Origin of the sequence: Roseateles sp. (genome assembly GCF_965229315.1) — a bacterium.
Lineage (GTDB): Bacteria > Pseudomonadota > Gammaproteobacteria > Burkholderiales > Burkholderiaceae_C > Pelomonas.
In genome coordinates this window covers 508133-525432 of sequence record NZ_CBDDJA010000001.1, presented here as the reverse complement: position 1 = coordinate 525432, position 17300 = coordinate 508133, and the positions used below count along the sequence as shown (strand labels likewise).

Genomic DNA, 17300 nt, shown 5'->3' with positions numbered 1-17300 from the left:
CGGCCAGCGCAGGCCCCGCTGGCACACGCCGCCGCAGCTCAGCTGCGCCAGTAGTCCGCCCGGCCGTAGTGGGCGCGCAGGTGCGCCACCCACAGGCGCACGCGCAACGGCAGGTGGCGGGATTGCGGGAACACGGCGTAGATGCCGTTGGGCGGCGCGGCGAACTCGTCCAGCACGCTGACCAGCCGCCCGGCTGCGAGGTCGGCCTCCACCTCCCAGGTGCTGCGCCACGCCAGCCCCAGGCCCTCCACGCACCAGTCGTGCAGCACCTGGCCGTCGCTGCAGTCCAGCCGGCCTTGCGTGCGCGTCTCGGGGCGCAGATGGTGCACGGCCCCATCGACCTGGAAGGCCCAGCCGCGCGTCTGGCTGGCCTCGGAGCTGAGCGTCAGGCAGGCGTGGCGGCCCAGCTCGTCGGGGTGCCGGGGCGTGCCGGCGCGCTTCAGGTAGCTGGGCGCCGCGACGCACAGCCGCCGGTTGTCGGCCAGCCGCGTGCTGACGAGGCGGGAGTCCGGCAGGTCGCCCACGCGCACCGCGCAGTCGAAGCCTTCGTGGACGATGTCGACGACGCGGTCGCTGAGGTTCAGCGACAGGCTCAGGTCGGCATGCTCGGCGAGGAACGCCGGCACCAGCGGCGCGACATGGCGGCGACCGAAGCCGGCCGGCGCCGTCACGCGCAGGTGGCCGCTGGCCTTCAGGCCGCCGGCGCTGACGGCGGCTTCGGCGTCGGTCAGCGACGCGATCAGGCGCTGGCAGTCTTCCAGGAAGGCCTGGCCCTCGGGCGTCAGCGTGAGCCGCCGCGTGGTGCGCAGCATCAGCTTGACGCCCAGCCGGGCCTCCAGCGCGTCCAGCCGTCGGCCCATGACGGCCGGCGCGACGCCTTCGGCCAGCGCCGCTGCCGTGAGGCTGCCCTTGGCCGCGACCAGCACGAAGGACTCCATCTGCTTGAGCTTGTCCATGTCTGGATTGTGCTGGTACACCAATGCAAACGAGGTGGTTTTGCCAGCGATCTTTGCGTTCAAGTCATGGATTGATTGCATGCGACGCAGCGAATCCGGCGCCTGCAGCGGCTAGATTGCTGTCATTCGTTCCAGCCTGGAGTTCGCATGTCCCGCACTTCTCTTCACCGCCTGCAGGTCGACACCGACCTGGCCCGTTTCATCGACCACGAGGTGCTGCCCGGCACCGGCGTCACGCCGTACGCGTTCTGGTCGGGCTTCAGCCAGCTCGTGCACGACCTGGCGCCCAGGAACCGCGCGCTGCTGGCCGAGCGCGACCGGCTGCAGGGCGAGCTGGACACCTGGCACGAGGCCCACCCCGGCCCGATTGCCGACATGCCGGCCTACCGGGAGTTCCTGAGCCGCATCGGCTATCTCGTCGAGCCGCCTGCCCGGGTGCAGGCCACCACGGCCAAAGTCGACGCCGAACTGGCCGTGCAGGCCGGCCCGCAGCTCGTCGTGCCCATCCTGAACGCCCGCTATGCCCTCAACGCGGCCAACGCCCGCTGGGGATCGCTGTACGACGCGCTCTACGGCACCGACGCCATCCCCGAGACCGAAGGCGCGACGCGCCAAAGTGCCGATGGACGCGCCTACAACCCCGTGCGCGGCGCCAAGGTCATTGCCTTTGCGCGCCAGGTGCTGGACCAGGCCGCACCGCTGGCGCAGGGCTCGCACGTCGACGCGACGGGCTACCGCGTCGATGCCGGCCAACTGGTCGTGACGCTGGCCTCCGGCGCCACGACCGGGCTGCAGGACCCGGCCGCCTTCGCCGGCTACCAGGGTGATGCCGCCGCGCCGACCCATGTGCTGCTCGTCCACAACGGCCTGCATCTGGACCTCCTGATCGACCGCACGACCGCCATCGGCAAGACGGACGCCGCCGGCGTGGCCGACGTGGTGCTGGAGTCGGCCCTCTCCACCATCCTGGACCTGGAGGACTCCGTCGCTGCGGTGGATGCCGAAGACAAGCTGCTGGCCTACCGCAACTGGCTGGGCATTCAGCAGGGCACGCTGACGGAGGAAGTCGCCAAGGCGGGCAAGACTTTCACGCGCCGCCTCAACGCGGACCGCGTCTACACGGCGCCTGACGGTGGTTCGCTGACGTTGCATGGCCGTTCGCTGATGTTCGTGCGCAATGTGGGTCACTTGATGACCAACCCGGCCATCCTGCTGGACGACGGCAGCGAGATCCCCGAGGGCATCATGGATGCGGTTGTCACGACGACCATCGCGATGCATGACCTAAAGCGCCGTGGCAACTCGCGCACGGGCAGTGTCTACATCGTCAAGCCCAAGATGCACGGGCCCGCCGAGGTGGCCTTTGCCGCCGAGCTGTTCACCCGTGTGGAACAGCTGCTCGGCCTGCCGGACAGCACCGTCAAGCTGGGCATCATGGACGAGGAGCGCCGCACGTCGGTCAACCTGAAGGCCTGCATCGCCGCGGCCGCCAGCCGCGTGGCCTTCATCAACACCGGCTTCCTGGACCGCACCGGTGACGAGATGCACACCGCGATGCGTGCCGGCCCCATGCTGCGCAAGGGCGACATGAAGACCACGCCCTGGATCCAGGCCTATGAACGCAGCAACGTGCTGACCGGCCTGGCCTGCGGCCTGCGTGGCCGAGCCCAGATCGGCAAGGGCATGTGGGCCATGCCCGACCTGATGGCGGCCATGCTGGAGCAGAAGATAGTCCACCCCAAGGCCGGCGCCAACACCGCCTGGGTGCCGTCGCCCACCGCCGCGACGCTGCACGCGCTGCACTACCACCAGGTCAATGTGGCGGCCGTGCAGCAGGAACTGGAGCAGGTGGACCTCGCCGCCGAGCAGGACGGCCTGCTGAACGCGCTGCTGACCATCCCCGTTGCGCCGCAGGCCGACTGGACACCGGCGCAGCGCCAGCAGGAACTGGACAACAACGTGCAAGGCATCCTGGGCTACGTGGTGCGCTGGGTGGACCAGGGCGTGGGCTGCTCCAAGGTGCCGGACATCAATGGCGTCGGGCTGATGGAAGACCGCGCCACGCTGCGCATCTCCAGCCAGCACATCGCCAACTGGCTGCGCCACGGCGTGGTCAGCGCCCAGCAGGTGCGCGAGACCTTCACCCGCATGGCCCAGGTGGTGGACGGCCAGAACGCCGGCGATCCGGCCTACAAGTCACTCGTTGCCAACCCCGACGGCGCAGCGACGCAGGCCGCGCTGGATCTGGTGTTCAAGGGTGAAGCGCAGCCCAGTGGGTACACGGAGCCGCTGCTGCATGCGTGGCGGCTGAAGGTGAAAGACATGCTGGCAGCGTAGCCCCCTATGCCAAGAGCCGGATCGTTACGTAAATGCAACACTCGGCACGGCATTGCTTATCAATTGTTCTTTTATCGACAGACGCAAAAAGAAACGTAAGCGTCCTATCTTGTTGATTTAATTAATTTTTTTAAAAAAAAACGATGCGCCCCGGGTGTCGCCGCGCGGCAAGTCAAGGCTATCCCTTGTGTGCTTGTTGCTAGCCAAAAGGACAATGAAGCGCGTTGCCATCCTTTTGATGTTGCTGCCTGTCTGGCAGCTTGCGTCAGGACAGCACAATTCTTTAAGGTTTCTTTTTTTGGAGCAGCGTTTATGAAGGCTATGAAAAGGACGAAGTCCCTAGTCGCGATTGCGGCGGGCATGTGCCTCGCTGGCGTCGTGATGGCCCAGAGCACAACCGGTAACATTTTCGGTACCGTACCCGCTGGCACCGTTGTGACCCTCAGTGGTACCACCGGCATCTCTCGTACCGTGACTGCCGGCGCCGACGGTAAATACAACATGGCCAGCCTGCCGGCTGGTGAGTACAAGGTTGAGGCCAAGGGCTTTGCGGCGCGCACCGTCACCGTGACGGTTGGTGGCGGTACCGACGTTTCCTTTGTCAACAACTTGGAAACTGTGACTGTCACGGGTTCCAGCACCCGAATCGCGGCGATCGACGTCAGCCAGACGGACACTCGGACAGTATTTACGGCCGACGTCCTGTCTAAGATCGCCGTTGGTCGCAGCGTCAATCAAGTGGCCCTGCTGGCCCCGGGCGTGACGAACAGCGTCAGCTACAACGTCCCGAGCACGACCTCCAATCTGAACAATCCGCTGGGCCGCGCAGGCGCTCAGAACATTGGCAGCTTCGGCGGCTCCGCCGCTTCCGAGAACGCTTATTACATCAACGGTTATCCCGTCACCAACCCGTTGTTGAACATCGGCGCAACTACGCTGGCGTTCGACTCCATCAGCCAGGTGCAGGTGTTCACCGGCGGTTATGGCGCTGAATACGGCCGCTCGACCGGTGGTGTGGTCAGCCTGATTACCAAGCGCGGCACTAACGAGTGGAAGAGCGGCGTCTACGCCATTTGGAGCCCGAAGTCGCTGCGCAGCGATCCGAAGGACATCTACTATCCGGACACTGGCAAGTGGAGCCAAGCCAACCACTACAACAGCACGGTCGGCAACAACCCCAATAACTGGACCGACGGTACGCTGTACCAGCGCCGTTCCCAGAACACGTTTGACGGCATGACCTTCGGCGCCTATGCCGGCGGCCCGATCATCAAGGATCGACTGTTCATCTATGCCAACGTCGAGCAAACTCGCAATGAGGTCGATGGCGTCCGCGTCACCCGCACGGGTGCTCTGACCGCGTCGAATGCAGCTCAGGCCTGGAGCGAAAGCAAGAACACGTACCCCCGCGGCACGGTGAAGGTCGACTGGAACATCACCGACAACCATCTGCTTGAACTGACGGCCATCCAGGACAACGCCAAGGAAGCGTACGCCTACTACGGCTACGACTACACGGCGGCGACGAAAAACGGTACCAAGTACCTGAACGCTGACCATGTCCTGTCCGACAAGTCCAAGGTCTACGTCGCCAAATACACGGGTAACTTCACTGACAACCTGTCGGGGTCAGTGACTCTTGGCCAGCAGAAGATTGACCACGCGCCGGATTTGGCGGGCTACGTTGACGGCAAAAACTGGGTCACGATCTCACCGACCTCGGTGCCTTCCCAGTTCGCCAGTATTTCTAACCCACAGGGTCTGGTGACGATCGCCGACCCGGGTACGGACAAGACCCAGGGCGCTCGATTCGACCTGACCTACATCCTGGGCAAGCATGAAGTGCGCGTCGGCTACGACCGCTTCAAGGCGGAGTCATACCTTGCCAGCCGCAACTCTGGTCCGAACAATGTCCGCTGGATTTACGGCGTGACCGATCCGAACTCGGCTATTGACGCGAGTTCAGGCATTGGTTCGCCGGCTAGCGCTGGCGGGCTTGGCGCGCAGGGCTACTACGTCGACCAGCTGTTCTCGGCCAGCGGGAGCGCCGTCAGCACAACTCAGAAGGCTTTCTACATCGAAGACCGCTTCCAGGTCACCGACCGCCTGCTGCTGTCCCTGGGCTTCCGCTCTGACAGCTTTATCAACTACAACGGCGACAAGAAGCCCTACGTCGAGCAGAAGAACAACAAAGCGCCTCGCCTGGGTTTCTCCTGGGACGTGAACGGCAACGCTTCGCTGAAGGTGTTCGGTAACGCTGGACGCTATTTCTTGGCGATTCCGAACAACGTGGCCATCCGCGGTGCCAGCGCCACGCTGAACGCCGACAAGTACTACACATACACCAGCATCGCTGCTGACGGCACACCGCAAGGCCTGACCCAGATCGTTCCGACTGCCACAGACAGCCTCTGCGCTGCGGGTACTCCGGCCGCTGGTGCGGTGTCTGCCAACCAGGAATGTGGCCAGGTGCCGGATCCGGCCACCGTTGCCGTCGTGGGCCTGAAGCCGCACTACCAGGACGAGTACATCTTCGGTATGGAACAGGCGCTGAACAAGCAATGGTCTTGGGGTGCGAAGGGTACCTATCGCGATCTGAAGAACGCGATCGACGACACCTGCGCGGGCGCTCTGTGCCGTATCTTCAACCCAGGTCTCGGCGCAACCTTCAAGTCACCTGACGGCAACGGCGGCTACACCTACACTACGCTCACTGCCGAGCAGATGGGCTTGCCGAAGCTCAAGCGTAAGTACTACTCCGTTGACCTATTTGCGGCCTATCAGGATGCGCGCATGTATGGCAAGGTGCAGTACACGTGGTCGCGCAACTATGGCAATGCTGAAGGCCAGCTCAACTCGTCGCTCGATACCGGCGCTGGCGGCCAGCCTGACGTAAGCACGTCATCCGACTGGGATCTGCCGCAGATCATGGAGGGTTCGTACGGCGCGCTGCCGAACAACCACACCCATTCCGTCAAGCTGTTCGGCTCATACCGGTTGACGGACGAATGGCGCGTGGGCGGTTCGGCCATCTTCCAGAGTGGCTCGCCGCGCAGCTGCACCAGCTGGTACCCGTACGCAGCACCAGGTCTGTACTCCTCGCCGATCTACTACCACTACTGCGGTGTTCCTGGCAGCCAGACTGCTTCCTCCACGCCGGTGGCTCCGAACGCGGGCTATGCGTTCTCGCCGCGCGGTACATACGGCACAACGCCCTGGACCAAGACGTTCAACGTGAGCGTGGGTTACTCGCCGGACTATGTGAAGGGTCTGACGCTCCAAGCCGACGTGCTGAACCTGTTCAACACGCAAACGCCGACGGCTTACTACAGCGCATCTGCCAGCCTTACCGCAGCCGGTGGTCGCGGCACTGCCAACCAGCAGTTCGGCCGCACGCTGTATTACACGGATCCCCGTTCCGTTCGTCTGACCGGTCGTTACGACTTCTGATGAACTTGGCATCCACCGCTTTTATCCTTCGCGGTGGATGACGAGGACACCAGGACTTAACACACCGGCAGAGCCCCGTATCTCAAGATGCGGGTGACATGACGCCTTCGGGCGCAATGCCAGTCAGCTAAGCCTGACTGGCATTTTTTTGGCTCTTTGCCCGTTAGGTGTCGTTTCCCAAGAGGTTGTTCAGGCACTGCGCACGGGCACGCGCGGTGCCACAGCGCACATCAGCTCGTAGCCGATGGTGCCGGCGGCCCGGGCCACCTCGTCGATGGGCAGCCGGCTGCCGTGCGGCCCCTCGCCCCACAGCGTGACCTCGCTGCCGAAACCGCTGCCGGGCAAGGCATCCAGGTCCACGGCCAGCATGTCCATGGACACGCGGCCCAGCGTGCGCGTGCGCTGGCCGTCCACCAGGATGGGCGTGCCGGTGGGCGCGTGGCGCGGGTAGCCGTCGGCATAGCCGCAGGCGACGATGCCCACGCGCTGTGCGCGCTCGGCCGTGTAGGTGCTGCCATAGCCGATGGTGTCGCCGGGCTGCACCTGCTGCACGCCGATCACCTTGGAGCGCAGCGTCATGGCCGGGCGAAGGTCCCAGTGGGCGGCGTCGTGCTCGGGGAAGTCCGGCACGCCGCCGTAGACCATGATGCCCGCGCGCACCCAGTCGGCTGCCGTGCGACCGGGGTGGCGCACCGCGCCGTCTGCAGTTCTCGGTGCAGTACAACAAGCAGTTCTGATCAACAGCATCTTGAACAGCAAAGGCGGCCTTCGGGCCGCCTTTTTCGTTGTCGAGCTGAATGAGATGGCGCGTTACCGCGCCGCCACCGGCGTCTGCGTAAGTTCGCGCGCTGTGGTCTGACGATGCAGGCGTACCTTCGGAGTCGCAGTCTTGTTGGCTGGTGACGTTGGCCTAAAGACTGGGAAGTTGCAGCGCTTCAGGCTCGACCAGTTTTGCTCACCGCCTGCCCAGCACCCGAATGACCTCCGACTCCGCCACCGGCTTGCCGATGAAGCCGTTCATGCCGGCCGCCAGTGCCGCCTGGCGTTCCTGATCCAGCACCGCCGCGCTGAAGGCGTGGATGGGCAGGGCGGCAGTGGCGGGGTCGGCGCGCAGCAGCTGCGTGGCGCGCAGGCCGTCCACCTTGGGCATGTGCAGGTCCATCAGCACGGCGTCCAGGCGCTGGGCCTGGGCGCGGGCGAGCTGCACGGCCTGCTCGCCGTCCTCGGCCTCCACCACCTCCGCGCCCAGGCGCTGCAGCAGGGCCGTGATGATGAGGCGGTTGACCGGGTTGTCCTCGGCGACGAGCAGGCGCTGGCCGGCCAGGGGGTAACGCGGCGGCGTAGGCGGGCGCTTGCGCGAGGCGGTGTCATCGGCGGTGAGCGTCGCGGGCAGGCTCAGGTCGGCCCAGAAGGTGGCGCCGTGGCGGCCGTCGCTGTGCAGCCCCACGCGGCCCTCCATGCGCTCGGCCAGCTCGCGGCAGATGGACAGCCCCAGCCCCGTGCCCCCAAAGCGGCGCGTCGTCGTGGTGTCCGCCTGCGCAAAAGGCAGGAACAGCCTCTCCTGCAGCGCCGGTGGCACGCCGATGCCGCTGTCCTGCACGGACAGCCGCACGCGGCCAGGGCTAATTGGCGCCAGGGTCAGGCGGATCTGCCCGCGTTCCGTGAACTTCAGTGCGTTGACCAGGAAGTTGGCCATGATCTGCCGCACCCGCAGCGGGTCGCCGAAAACCATGCGTGGCAGGCCCGGCGCGAGTTCCACTTGCATGTCCAGCCCGCGCTCGCGGCCCAACGCGGCGCAGCCCTCGAAGCTGGCCTGCGCCAGCGCATGCAGGTCGAACTCGATCTTCTCCAGCTCCAGGTGGCCGGCCTCGATCTTGGACAGGTCGAGCACGTTGGAGACGATTTCGTTGAGCGACTCGGCGGCGCCGACGAGGTGGGTCAGGTACTGCTGGCGCCTCGCGTCGTCCGGCGCGGCCTGCAGCAGCAGGCGCGCCAGGCCCAGCACCCCATTCAGCGGCGTGCGGATCTCGTGGCTCATCGTCGCGAGGAAGGCGCTCTTGGCGCCGCTGGCGGCTTCGGCCTGCTGCTTGGCGGCGTGCAGCTCGCGCTCCTGCTGGCGGCGCGTCGTCACGTCCTCGGCCACCCACAGCGTGGCCGGCTCGGCGTCACCGGGTGCAGGCAGCGTGGCGGGCAGGCCGCGCGCGTTGAACTGCACCGTGATGCGGCGGCCGTCGGGCCGCATGAAGTCGCGCTCGAAGGCCAGCGCGGCGTCGGCGATCTGCCGGGCGGCAGGCAGGCCGGAGCTGTCGCCGGCCAGTTGCGGCTCGGTGCCGCCGAAGATCTCGCGCCAGTGGCGGTTCACGCGCTCGAAGCGCTCGCCACGGGTCAACGCGATGCCGACGCTGGCGTGGTCCAGGATGGCGTCGGCCTCGATGCGCGCGCGCTCCCGCTCGGTGATGTCGCGCGCGATCATCATCGTGGCCGGGTGGCCCTCCCAGTCCAGCGTGGCGGCCGAGATCAGCACCTCGCGCCATTGGCCGTCCACGCGCAGCGCCGAGCGGAAGTCGCGCACGATGCCGCCGGCCCCCAGCGCTTCACCGAGGCGCCGCGCCTCGGCGCCATCCGGCCACAGGCCCAGCTCTTGCGCCGAGCGGCCCAGCACATCCTCACGGGCGCGCGCGACCAGCGTGCAGAAGCCCGTGTTGGCGAAGGTGATGCGCGCGTCGTCCAGGCGGGCCACGCAGATCGCATCGGGGCTGGCGCGCAGCAGGCGGTCCAGCATGTCGGCGGTGCGCTGGTGCTGCTGCAGCGCCAGGCGCTCGCCGGTGATGTTGTGGCTGACGCCGCGCCAGCCGGTGTGCCGGCCGGCCGCATCGAACAACGGCTCACCCGAGGTCAGCGTCCACAGCAGACGACCGTCCGATGTGCGAAAGCCGTTGATGCGGTCGCGGTAGGGCTGTCTGGCGCGGATGTCGTCGAGCAGGGTCTGGTAGTCGGCATCGCGCACCAGCGTCGGGCCATCCGGCGCGCCGATGCGCATGAACTCGGCGCGCGAATGGCCGCTGAGCGACTCGAACTCGTCGGACAGATAGGTCACACGGAACTTCTCGTCGGCCTCCCAGGCCCAGTTGTGGGCCGCATGCACGAGGTGGGTGAGCCGCGCCTCCTCGCTGATCGCACGCCTGAGCGCGGTGCCCAGGATGCGGTTCAGCAGCAGTGCCGAGGCCAGGCCACCCACGGCGATCAGCACATGGGCGAAGACGCGGTCCAGCAGGTTGGGTTGCACGGCCGCCAGCCGGCCGGGGATCAGCCCCGCGGCCTCCATGCCCCCCAGCACGCCGATGGAGCCCAGGTACAGCGCGGCCAGCACGAGGGCCGCCGCGTTGCCGGCCACGCCGCCGGCCAGCGCGATCAGCAGGGCGCCTGCCGCGAGCACCAGCGTATGCACGCCCAGGCCGATGTGGGCGGCGTGGGCCGTCAGCGCCACCAGCGTGCCGCCGAGCACCAGCGTGGTCGACAACCGCACGTGGCCGCGCCGGCGCAGTAGCGCCGCGACGCCACCCACGGCGAGCAGCGACAGGCCGACCGCCAGCCGCTGGCTGGCCCACAGGCCGCGCGTGCCGAGTGCGCCTTCGCTGGCGCCAATGACGGCCGCTACCGCGCCGACGATGGTGACGATCCAGATCAGCGTCCGGGCCGCCAGGTCGTGCAGCGCTTCGCGGGTGTTGGCGGTCTCAGTCTGCGGTGAAGCCATGGCGCGCGTGGCTGCCGTCGCAGAAGGGCTTGGTCTGGCTGCCACCGCAGCGGCACAGGCGTGCCTGTGTCACGCGGCACACCATGCGACCGGTGCCGCTCAGCACCTCCAGCGGGCCGCGCACCTGCAGCGGGCCGTTGGGTTCGGGTTCGATGGCGACGGGGCCGTCGCGCACCGTGGGCAGCTCGGTGGACAGGCCCAGCAGGCCGGTCGGCGGTTCGCCGGTCGCGTCGAAGTGGATGTCGTGGTGGCTGCCGTCACAGAACGGCTTGTTTTTGCTTGCGCCGCAGCGGCACAGCGTCGCGCGCATGCCGATGCGCTCGCCGCGCAGCGTCAGCGCGCCGCGGATGGCATAGGGTCCCGCTTCGCGCACCGACACCAGGTTGACGGGGGGCGGCACCTCGTCGGCTTCGCCGTCCTTGCGGCGGTACTGGATGGCGCCGGACGGGCAGGCGTGGGCGATGTCCACCAGCCGCTCCACGGGCATCGCGTCGGGGTGGATCCAGGGCCCCTGCACGTTGGCGAGGAAGACCTGGGGTGCTCCCGTCACGCAAAAGCGCGCGTGGATACAGCGGCCGGCCTCGAAGCGCAGTTCCAGCTTCTCGCCCTGCACGACCTCGATGCCATCCTCGACCGCCGTGGGCGGTGGTGGCGGTGGTGGCGGTGGTGGCGGTGGTGGCGCGGCGGTGGCAGGTGCCGTGGCCGGCGCGGGGGCGGTCGCGTTCACGTCCAGCCCGCGCTCGGCGCGCTCGCGCAGGGCCTGCAGCTGGCGCGCGGCGCGGCCGGTGCGGTCTGCGCCCAGCGTGTCATGCAGGCGGGCGGCGGCGTCGGCCAGTTCGCCCAGCCGTTCGATGACGTAGCGCCGTGCGGCCGGGCCGGGCGGCATGCCGGCGGCGTCGCGCAACGCGGTGAAGCTGGCGCCGGCATGGCAGCCCGGGTGGCTGGGCCCGGCAGGCAGCCGCGCCGCGTGCTCGGCCAGCGGCGTGAAGGCACGCATCAGGCCCAGGCTCAGGTCCACGATCAGCGCCTTCTCGGCCGATGGCCCGGGCATCAGGTAGCTCTGCGCCAGCAGGCGCAGCATCAGGCCGTAGCTCGCGTTGGCCACGTCCACCGTGGCACTGGCGTCCGGGTTCTCCAGCCAGACGCGCCCCTCCGGACGCGGCGGGCGGCGCAGCACCGGGTTGGTGGCAGCCGGCCAGGCCGGTTCGAAGGCCGGGTTGGCCTCTTGCAGCGCGCGCAGCTCGACGCGGATGTCGGCGAAGCGCCGGTAGTGCGAGCGCTCGGTGTCGCTGGGTGCGCCCTCGCCCTGGCGCACGATGGCGTCGAACGCCGCCACCGCCGTCTTGGCGCACAGCACGTGGCGCGCGCCGCCCAGCGTCAGCTCGTCGGGGCCCAGCTGCAGCCAGCGGTCGCCGCAGAACGCCGCCGCCTCGCCGTGCCGGTCGACGAAGGCCTGCAGCGCCTCGCTCAGCGTCTTGTAGAAGTGACCCACGGTCTCGTAGTCGCAGGCCATCGGCGTGATGCGGGGCACGTCGGAGCCGCGTATGAAGCGGCGCTGCGCGGCGAAGCCCTCGCCGTCGGGCTCGGTGCTGCCCTCGGGGCGCTCCAGGTAGATGAAGTGCTGCAGCGTCGCCGTGTTGAACGGCGCCAGCTTCACGACCACGCTGGCCGGCAGGTTGCCCGGGTCCAGAGGAAAGTTGCCGCGGCCGATGCGCGGCGCGCCGCCCAGCGCCGCCGTGATGTTCCATACGGCGACGAGGTGGCCCATTTCCTCCACGGCGACGGCCACGATCTCGCGCCGCCAGCGCTCGGTCGCCTCGGCCTCCGTGGCGCCCAGGCCTTCCGCCTCGCCCTGCTTCAGGCTGAAGGCCGCATAGAGGTAGGTGCACATCAGCGTGTGCTCCAGCTCGGCGGCTTCGTAGAGGCTGTGCAGCAACTGCTCGCGGCTGGGCGCCACGGCCTGGGTGGGGGTCGTCATGGGCGCGCGTCCTCGGGCTGACTGCGCACGACATTAGCACGCAGCCAGCGCCCAACGCTTCAGCGTATCTATGCGGTGCGCAGCCGCGGCAGCCAGGCCAGCGGGTTGAAGCGCGCGGCCGGGGCCTCCACCCAGCGGTGGAAGGGCAGCGCCAGGCAATTGGCCAGTCCCCAGGTGGCGACCAGCATCGCCAAGCCCACGGTCGGGGATGCATCGGTCCAGCGCGCCAGCAGCGCGTTGGTCATCAGCAGCACGGGGAAGTGCAGCAGGAACAGCGCGTAGGACGGCGTGGCCCAGGTGGCCAGGCGGGGCGCCCACGCGTCGGGCAGCAGCGGGCGGCCCTCCACCTGGCGCTGGTGCGCCCAGGCCAGCCACAGCGCGGTGAGCAGGGCCAGCGCGAGGCGGTCACGCCAGTCCAGCCAAAGCGCGGCGGCGAAGGCCGCGGCCAGCAGCAGCAGGCCGGCACGGCGAAACCGCGACATGCCCAGCCAGTGCACCAGGGCGCCCAGCCCATAGGACGCGAAGAAGTACGGCGCGAAGGCGTCCAGCTCCGGCTGGCGGTTGAAGACGAAGGCCGAGGCCAGTGCCGCGCCGGCCACCAGCAGCGGCCCGACGACCAGCCGGCTCGGGTGCCGCCAGCCGCGGTGCGCCAGCCACAGCAAGCCCACCAGCAGCGCGAACAGCTGCAGGTCGATGGCCACATACCAGGCGCCCACCGTCAGCGCCTCATAGCCCAGCACATCGTGCAGCAGCAGCGCATGCGCGAACAACTGGCCGAGGCTGATGTCGGGAGGCACCAGCTCGGGCCAGGACGAGGCGATGAGGCCGCAGGCGCCCAGCGTCAGCGCCAGCGCGGCCAGGAACGGCAGCACCAGGCGCAGGTAGCGCCGCAGCAGCAGCTCCGGCACGCCCGCCTGCAGCGTCTGGCCGCGAGGCGACAGGCCGCGCGCGCTCAGGTAGCCGCCCACGACGAGGAAGATCTGCACCGCCATGCGGCCGTACTGGTGCATCGCGCCGGCCAGCATCGGCAGCGCGGCATGCGCGGCGCGGGCGATGGGGCCGTAGCTCACCAGGTGGTGCAACACGATGACCTGGGCGGCGATGGCCTTCAGGGCGTCGATGTGCGGCAGTCGCAGGGGTTTGGACATGGGCAAAAGAAACGGGCCTGCTGTCGTGCAGGCCCGTGGCTTGGGTTCGTGAGATTCTACCGGCGGCATGCCTGGGAAAACCCGCGTTGGTTGCAGGCTGTGACGATGCCACCGCACAAGTTTGCAAAGCTTCACGAACCTCAACGCGACAGCGCCACCCGCCGTGCAGACAGCGGGTGGCGCGGCAGCGAAAGCCGTTGAGGCTTACTTGCCGGTCACGACCAGCTGGTTGTCGACGGACTTCACGCCCTCGATGCCCTTGGCCGTGGTTTCGGCGCGGTCCTTGTCGGCCTGCGTCGCGACCTTGCCGGTCAGCTGCACCCAGCCGTTGGCATCGGTTTCCACGTGGACCGTGGCCAGCGACGACGGCTTGCTGGTGGCCAGCTGGGCCTTGATCTTGGTCGTGATGGCCGAGTCCTTCACCCACATCTTGGTGGTGCCGGCGGGCTTGTCTTCGGCGTGTGCAGCCAACGGCGCAACCAGGGCGCCAACGACGATCAGCGAGGCGATTTGCGAAATCTTCATGACTTGTTCCTTCCATCGGAAGCAGCACACACCATGCGCGCCGCCATGACCGCAAATCTACGCAGACTGCCTCTTGCGGCCTGCCGGGCGGGATGAGGTTGCGATGTAGGAGGTCGCCTAACGGCCGGGCTCGCTCAGCTGCTGCGCCCGCGCCAGGAATCCCGGCATCGCCAGGCGCTCGAACGCGGCGCACGCCAGGTCCAGCGCGTCGCGCCAGCCGTCGTCCAGGCGCAGCTCGGCTTCGAGCAGCGCCGTGACGGCCGCCTCGTGGTCGGAGTTGCGCTGCTCGCCAGCGCCCCGCGCCAGGGCCAGATAGCGGCGAGCGCGCGGCGCGTCGCCCATGCGTGCGGCCAGCCGGGCCGCTGCGCGGTAGGCCATGGCGCCGCCGATCCAGTCGTGCTGGCGGCCGCGCTTGAGGGCCAGCGCAATGTGGTGGCGTGCCGCGCCAGCGTCGCCCTGGGTGGACAGGATGTCGGCCAGCCAGCCGTGGTTGAAGCTGCTGTACAGGCCGCCCCCGCGGGGCGCGAGCCAGGCGGTCGCATCGACGATGCGCTGGCGCGCGGCCGGATCGCCCTCCTGCATCCAGGCGCCGTAGCCGCCGGCCGCCTGGCCCATGGCGCAGGTGAACATGCTGCGCACCTGGGCGCCGACGCGGTGCGCCCGCAGCGCGGCCTCGCGGGCCTCGGCCCAGCGGCCCTGCCACAGCAGCACGGCGGCGCGCCAGCCCTGGATGCTGGCTTCCACGGCATGGCCGCTGCCGTCGAATGGCGCCAGGGCTTCGGCGAAGACTTCGTGGGCCTGCGCGAAATGGCCCTGGTCGCCCAGCACGTAGGCACGGCAGCACAACGAGAACGACAGGCCGATCTGGTTCAGCGCGCTCTTGCTGGCGCGGGTGCGCTGGCGCGCGATGGCCAGGTCCAGCATCGGCAGCGCGTTGGCGTAGTCGGCGGCGGCGGCCTGCAGCTGGCCGACGGTGCCGGGCAACTGGGCCAGCAAGGCATGGTCGCCGCAGGCCTGGGCGATGCTGACGGCGTTGCGCGCGTGGGCGAGGCTGTCGCGCGTCTCGCCCAGCGCGTAGCCGACGTAGGACAGCCAGTACTCGGTGCGCGCGATGAGGCCGGCGTCGCCCTCGGCCTGCGCGAGTGCCGCGGCATGCCGCAGCACGCGCAGGTCGTCCTGCGACGCGTCGAACACGCAGGCCATGCCCAGGCGCTGCGCGATGGCAATCCAGCGGCGCCGGCGGGCCCGGCCCTCGTCGTCGCCGTCGGGCAGGAACTCCAGCGCGGCCAGCGCGGCGCGGAACTGCTTCTTCGCACGGTCCAGCGCCGAGGCGGCCAGCGCCTGGTCGCCTGCGGCTTCGGCGTGGTGGGCGGCGGCGGGCCAGTCGTTGGCGGCGGCGTCGTGATAGGCGAGCTGTTCGTGCAGCGCGGCCTCCGTGCCGCCGCGCGCACTCAGCTCGGCGCTGATGCGCCGGTGCAGCGCCTGCCGCTCGTGCAGGCCGGTGGCTTCGTAGACCACGTCGCGCGTGATGCCGTGCTTGAAGCGCAGCTGGCCGGGCTGCTGGTCGGGGAAGATGAAATCCTGTGCCGCCAGCGCCCGCACCGCCGGGTGCTGCTCGCCGCAGCCGGACATGGCCTGCATCAGCCACACCGGAATGACATTGCCGATGACGGCCGCCAACCGCACGAGTTGCGCCTGTTCCGGCGGCAGGCGGCCCACGCGCGACTCCACGAGCGCGGCCAGCCAGGCCGCACTGCTCTGCGCCGCCGCGACACCGCCTCGGCCTTCACCGGCGTCTGCCGCGGCGTGGCAGAGCTCCTCGATGAACAGCGGGTTGCCGCCGGCATGGCGCTGCACCTCCGCAGCGATGAAGGGGTCCATCTGCGGCAGCAGTTGCTGCACGGCGCGCGCGGCCTCGGTCTCGGTCAGCGGCGGCAGCTCGATGATCTCGGCGTGGTCGTCGTTGGCGCCGGGCAGGGCCTCGGCGGGTTGCGTGGGCTGCGGCCGGCTGGCCGTGAGCAGCAGCAGCGGCAGGCTGTCGCGCTCGGCGCTGGCGCGCAGGCGGTGCAGCAGCCGCAGCGAGGCGTCGTCGGCCCATTGCAGGTCGTCGATGAAGACCAGCTGCGGCGTGCGTCGCGCCAGCGCCAGCAGCAGTGCCAGCAGCGCGTCGGCGCGCTGGGCCGGCGGGCTCTGCAGCGCGGTGAAGAGCTCGGGCGGCATGCCCTGCGGCGTGTCGGCCAGGCCATCCATCGCACGCAGCATCTGCAGGAAGGGCTGCAGCGGCTCGGCGCTCAGGTAGCTCTCGCAGTAGCCCCGGTGGATGCGGCAGGGCTGGCCGGACCGGTCTTCCGCGTGGCGCAGGAACTCCTCCGTCAGCCGGGTCTTGCCCACGCCCGCACCGGCGCGCACGCCCAGCCACAGCGTGCGGCCGGCCAGCGCGCGGGCCAGCGCCGCGTCCAGCGCGGCGAGTTCGGTGTCGCGGCCGACGAAGGGGGCGAGGCCGCGGCGCACGCTGGCATCGAAACGCCGGCCGATGGCCGAGCGGCCCAGCACGCGGTAGACGGCCAATGGCGTCGCGCGGCCACGCAGTTGCAGCGAGAAGCGCGGGCCGGTCTCGAAGAACTGGCTCTGCAGGCCCAGGCTCTCCTCGCTGGCGAAGATCTCGTCGGCCTTGGCCGCCTCGGACAGCCGTGCGGCGATGTTGGGCGCATTGCCCAGCAGCTCGAAGCGGCCGCGCATCTGGTCGCCTTCGTTGACCAGCACGATGCCGGCATGGATGCCGCTGTGCAGCGTCAGGCCCTTGAAGTCGGCAGGCCGGGGGCCCGGCGGCAGCAATCCGCGCACGGCGTCGTGCAGCTCCAGCGCGGCTTCGGTCGCGCGGCGGCCGTCGTCCTCGCGCACGTCGGGATGGCCGAACAGGGCGAGCATGCCGTCGCCCTGGATGCGCGCGATGACGCCGCCGTGGTGGGGCACGATGCGCTCGTACAGCGCCCGCAGGCTGGCCAGCATCGCGGCGTAGTGCTCCGCCTCCATCCACTCGGCCATCGCCGTCGAGCCGCTGAGGTCGACGAACAGCAGTGTCAGCAGCCGTCGCTGGCCGACGGCGGTGGTGCTGGCGGCAAAGGTGGCGGAGGACTCGGTCACAACGCCGC

8 protein-coding genes and 1 pseudogene are annotated in these 17300 nt (G+C 69.0%); 2 read left to right on the top strand and 7 right to left on the bottom strand.

The features are described from left to right. Positions 1-38: 38 nt before the first annotated feature. Complete coding sequence (locus ACO07H_RS02400) at positions 39-956, bottom strand: LysR family transcriptional regulator (protein WP_422010734.1); 918 nt, start codon at positions 954-956, stop codon at positions 39-41. A 147-nt stretch (positions 957-1103) separates the two neighbouring features. On the opposite strand from ACO07H_RS02400, the gene ACO07H_RS02395 reads away from it, so the two are divergent. Both ACO07H_RS02395 and ACO07H_RS02390 read left to right on the top strand, forming a co-directional pair. After that, positions 1104-3293 (top strand): malate synthase G, encoded by a 2190-nt coding sequence (locus ACO07H_RS02395; protein ID WP_422010732.1) that lies wholly within the window; start codon positions 1104-1106, stop codon positions 3291-3293. A 312-nt stretch (positions 3294-3605) separates the two neighbouring features. Further along, positions 3606-6743, top strand: a complete 3138-nt coding sequence (locus ACO07H_RS02390) for a TonB-dependent receptor (RefSeq protein WP_422010730.1) — start codon at positions 3606-3608, stop codon at positions 6741-6743. Positions 6744-6932: 189 nt separating this feature from the next. Here ACO07H_RS02390 and alr read toward each other — a convergent pair. From alr to ACO07H_RS02360, 6 genes and pseudogenes are all read right to left on the bottom strand, one after another. Beyond that, positions 6933-7436: pseudogene (alr, locus tag ACO07H_RS02385) on the bottom strand (alanine racemase); the annotation flags it as partial. Between the two features lie 262 nt (positions 7437-7698). Continuing rightward, positions 7699-10497, bottom strand: a complete 2799-nt coding sequence (locus ACO07H_RS02380) for a PAS domain S-box protein (protein WP_422010728.1) — start codon at positions 10495-10497, stop codon at positions 7699-7701. Then, positions 10478-12475 (bottom strand): ferritin-like domain-containing protein, encoded by a 1998-nt coding sequence (locus ACO07H_RS02375; protein ID WP_422010726.1) that lies wholly within the window; start codon positions 12473-12475, stop codon positions 10478-10480. The genes ACO07H_RS02380 and ACO07H_RS02375 overlap by 20 nt, the downstream gene beginning before the upstream one ends. Before the next feature lie 68 nt (positions 12476-12543). Further along, positions 12544-13623, bottom strand: coding sequence for an acyltransferase family protein (locus ACO07H_RS02370; RefSeq protein ID WP_422010724.1), 1080 nt, complete (start codon positions 13621-13623; stop codon positions 12544-12546). A 204-nt stretch (positions 13624-13827) separates the two neighbouring features. Next, positions 13828-14148 (bottom strand): BON domain-containing protein, encoded by a 321-nt coding sequence (locus ACO07H_RS02365; protein ID WP_422010722.1) that lies wholly within the window; start codon positions 14146-14148, stop codon positions 13828-13830. Positions 14149-14265: 117 nt separating this feature from the next. Then, complete coding sequence (locus ACO07H_RS02360; protein WP_422010720.1) at positions 14266-17292, bottom strand: ATP-binding protein; 3027 nt, start codon at positions 17290-17292, stop codon at positions 14266-14268. Positions 17293-17300 lie beyond the last annotated feature (8 nt).

Bases quoted from the DNA above. Each gene is read 5' to 3' on its own strand.
- ACO07H_RS02370 (WP_422010724.1), bottom strand. From the start codon at position 13,623: ATGTCCAAACCCCTGCGACTGCCGCACATCGACGCCCTGAAGGCCATC.
- ACO07H_RS02365 (WP_422010722.1), bottom strand. From the start codon at position 14,148: ATGAAGATTTCGCAAATCGCCTCGCTGATCGTCGTTGGCGCCCTGGTT.
- ACO07H_RS02395 (WP_422010732.1), top strand. From the start codon at position 1,104: ATGTCCCGCACTTCTCTTCACCGCCTGCAGGTCGACACCGACCTGGCC.
- ACO07H_RS02390 (WP_422010730.1), top strand. From the start codon at position 3,606: ATGAAGGCTATGAAAAGGACGAAGTCCCTAGTCGCGATTGCGGCGGGC.
- ACO07H_RS02380 (WP_422010728.1), bottom strand. From the start codon at position 10,497: ATGGCTTCACCGCAGACTGAGACCGCCAACACCCGCGAAGCGCTGCAC.
- ACO07H_RS02375 (WP_422010726.1), bottom strand. From the start codon at position 12,475: ATGACGACCCCCACCCAGGCCGTGGCGCCCAGCCGCGAGCAGTTGCTG.
- ACO07H_RS02400 (WP_422010734.1), bottom strand. From the start codon at position 956: ATGGACAAGCTCAAGCAGATGGAGTCCTTCGTGCTGGTCGCGGCCAAG.